Origin of the sequence: Micrococcus sp. HSID17227 (assembly GCF_003989405.1) — a bacterium.
Taxonomy (GTDB): domain Bacteria; phylum Actinomycetota; class Actinomycetes; order Actinomycetales; family Micrococcaceae; genus Micrococcus; species Micrococcus luteus.
In genome coordinates this window covers 1-3,634 of the sequence record NZ_RBLN01000238.1, presented here as the reverse complement: position 1 = coordinate 3,634, position 3,634 = coordinate 1, and the positions used below count along the sequence as shown (strand labels likewise).

The following is a 3,634-nucleotide window of genomic DNA, read 5'->3' as shown; positions in this document are numbered from 1 at the left end:
AGACCGCGACACCTACCTGCAGCCAGTCCTGCGTGATCGCGGCAACAAGACCGCCACGGAGCGCTGCAAAAACCCCGCCACCAAGCGAACGAAGCCACAGGGCAGGGCGTGTAAAGGGGTATACCCGCGTGGACGTGGGTCAAGAACACTCCGTGCGACCACGCAGCCCTGTCCGAAGCGCCCGCATCCCCTCAAGAATGGCGAGGCACATTCTCGCCACGGCGCTTGCCAGGTAGATGCGGACCCGTACAGGGACAGACGACACGGGCCCGCCTGCCGGAGCAGACGGGCCCGTGCACTCCCTCATCGGGAAGGTCGGGTCACTCGCGGTGCAGCTTGTCCTGCACCGTGCCCGCCAGCTTCTCGAGGCGGTTGGGCACCTCCGTGGTCCCGTAGAAACGGGAGTCCGGGTGGGTGGGCGGGGGCATGGGGACCCCCGCCGGCGGCTCGGCCGAGTAGGAGAACTCGCCCTTGCCGTCCGGGGTGGGGCCTGCAGCCCACGAACCCTGCGCAGTGGCCTGACCGTCAGAGAATTCGTAGTGCGTGTACGAGTGCTCCATGGCCTCCTTCTTCTGCGGGAAGTTGCTCGGCACCGGCATCTCCTCCAGGCCGTCCTCCTGCAGCTCCTTCACAGCCGCCGCCCACTGGTTCTGGTGCATCGTGTCCCGGGCCAGAAGGAAGGAGAGCAGCTCCCGGATGCCCGGGTCATCGGTCATGTGGTAGAGCCGGGCCACCTGGGTGCGGCCCTGCATCTCGGCGTTGAGGTTGGCGGTCATGTCCGCCAACAGGTTGCCGCTGGCGGTGACGTAGGCCGCCGTCCACGGATTCCCCATGCTGTCCACGGGGCGAGCACCGGCACCGGCCACGATGGCCTGCTGCAGATCGGTGCCCCCGATGACGGCGGCCACGGCCGGGTCATCCTGGATGGCGTCGGTGGTGATCCCCACCGGGGCCTTCTCCAGCAGCTGGGCCACCATGGTGGCGAGCATCTCGACGTGACCGAACTCCTCGGCCGCCGTGCTGAAGAGCAGGTCCCGGTACTTGCCCGGAATGTGGGCGTTCCATGCCTGGAAGCTGTACTGCATGGCCACGGTGATCTCACCGTACTGCCCGCCGATCACCTCCTGCAGCTTGCGGGCGTAGACCGCGTCAGGCTTCTCAGGACTGGAGACGTGCTGAAGCTTCTGCTTGTGGATGTACAAAAGAGGACTCCCCCCGATCAAGTCGGATGCGTGAAGGCCCGAGGGGCTCCACGCCGGACAGCATCGACGCTACGCGGGTCTGACCGACCCGTGTAGTGCTGACCCACGCCGGAACTGCATCGGTCACCACCCGCGCCATGGACGCCAGCCCCACTCGGGGGGTGAGCGCTTTCGCCATCCTCCGCCTGCGGATGCGGCGGGTAGGTGACTCTCAGAGGCACGCGGCTTAAACGGTCGTTTGTGGCACGCGCCCCAGATGTCTCCGGCAGTCTCCCCACGTCGCCTGCTAGGCGGTGTGACTTGCGCCGATGAATGTCCGGTATCTCGCACAGATCGCTGTCCGGCATAACCTCAGCTGGAGAAGTTGGGGCGGGTGAGTTGTTGCCCTCCGCCCTGGTGTCGGAACCGCATCATGCCGGATCGTGGGCGCATGAGAGTGACAGTCCGTGGAAACCGCTTGGTGAGCCTAGGGGCTCGAATCACTGTCGACGTCCCTGAGGGTCCGACGCCAGAGGTGCGGATTCACGCGCCGTTCTGCAGGCGAGCGATTCCCGTCTCGGAGATCTCCGACATCACTTCAGCCAGTGATGACGGCATGAACCACGGACTCCTCAACTGGTTCGTCACGGGCCGCGCTTCAGCCCCCGGCGGGGTCCGCATCAACAACGGCGGTCGGGCCCGCGTCACGATCCGGACCCGTGACGGGTCGCTCTTCAACGTCGTAGTGGACGACCACGACCAGGCGAGCCGCCTGGTTGAGGATGTCCGGTCGATCAGAGCACGCTCATCCGGCTAAATCGGTCGTTAGTGACGAGGGGCCCGCCATGCGCCGTGTGCGCCACCTCCGGCCCTGCCCGCCCGCCGCACGGCTCGCCACAACCAACCCGCTAGAGCGGCAGCCGTCCGTACGTTTCGAGCGAGCCCTGGGGTGCGCGGGGGCGCCCACCTGGACACCCAGTGTCACGCCGACCGGATCCCGCCCGATACGCGAAGAGTCCACCGCGCGTCGTGTGGAACCTTGCCTGCATCTCGACAGCAAAGGCCCTTGCCCACCGATCCGCATCGTGACACAGTTCACCCCATGATGCAGCAGCAGTGACCCCGGGGGTCCGACGACCCACCACCGGCCCTCCCCGCGCACCCGTCTCGAGCACGGCTCGACGGGTGCCTCTGCGCCCACCCCTTTCTTCAGAAAGCAGTCACCGCATGCCTGACATCATCGAATTCCCCCTGCCCGCCTCGTCGGACGACCCCCACTGGCGGGCCTACTGCCGCCTCGGAGACGAGTACAACCACGAGCTGATCGGCACGACCGAGTGGGACGAGACCCCCACGGACGCGCTCATCCAGGCCGCCGCCGAGACCGACCACACGCAGCGCCGCTACCTGGCGTACGTCGACGGCGAGGCGGTCGGCTACGCCCGCGTCCTGATCAACCACGTCGACGACCCTGACGCGGCCGCCCTCAACGTCTACGTCCTCCCGCGGCACCGCGGACGCGGCCACGGCCGCGCACTGGCCGAGCGGCTCGTCCTGGACACCGCGGGCCTCACCCGTTTCGAGACCTGGCCGCTGACGCCGCGGCCGGTGGCCGGGCAACGGGCGCTCACCCCGCCCAACGGCGTCGGCGCGGTGCCCGCCGAGCATCCGGGTGTGCGTCTCGCCCAGTCCTACGGCTTCGCGCTCGTCCAGATCGAGCGGGTGAGCCGGTATGACTTCGCCGATCCGGGGATCGACCCCGCCGTCGCCCTGGCCGAGGCCGAACGCGTCTCGTCGGACTACGTGCTCCACGCCTGGGAGGGCGCGGCCGACGCGTCCCTGCAGGACGACCTTGCCGTCCTCAAGGCCCGCATGGCCACGGACGTGCCCTCCGGGGAACGCACCGTGGTGGAGCAGGTGTGGGACGCGGCCCGCGTGCGTCGCATGGACGAGCAGATCCTCACGACCGGGCGCCTCTTCCGCGCGGTGGCGCGGCACCGCGCCACCGGTCGGATCGTTGCCCTGAGCGAGCTGGTGGCGCCCCGCTCGCGCCCGGACGGGCTCATCGACCAGTGGGACACCATCGTGCTGCCCGAGCACCGCGGCCACCGCCTCGGCATGCGCGTGAAGGCGGCGAACCTCATCGCCGTGCGCGACGCGCTGCCCGGGGCCCGCGCGATCATCACGTGGAACGCCGAGGAGAACCGGCACATGCTCGACGTCAACGAGGCGCTGGGCTTCCGGCCCGTGCTGGCCGAGGCGTCCATGGAAGCGCCGGCACCGCTGCGACGTCGCTGACGGCCCGCGACCCGCGGCGCCGCCTCACCCCCGCTCGCGCCCGGACGGGCTCATCGACCAGTGGGACACCATCGTGCTGCCCGAGCACCGCGGCCACCGCCTCGGCATGCGCGTGAAGGCGGCGAACCTCATCGCCGTGCGCGACGCGCTGCCCG

2 protein-coding genes are annotated in these 3,634 nt (G+C 69.1%); one reads left to right on the top strand and one right to left on the bottom strand.

Features of this window, described 5'->3' with window-relative positions; all coding sequences use genetic code 11:
- Positions 1-320 precede the first annotated feature (320 nt).
- Positions 321-1,202 carry a manganese catalase family protein gene (locus D8M29_RS10100; protein ID WP_127435462.1) on the bottom strand — a complete coding sequence of 294 codons (882 nt, stop codon included), beginning with the start codon at positions 1,200-1,202 and terminating at the stop codon, positions 321-323.
- A gap of 1,206 nt (positions 1,203-2,408) precedes the next feature.
- Between D8M29_RS10100 and D8M29_RS10090 the strand changes: the two genes are divergently transcribed.
- Positions 2,409-3,479, top strand: a complete 1,071-nt coding sequence (locus D8M29_RS10090; protein WP_127435463.1) for a GNAT family N-acetyltransferase — start codon at positions 2,409-2,411, stop codon at positions 3,477-3,479.
- Positions 3,480-3,634: the final 155 nt, after the last annotated feature.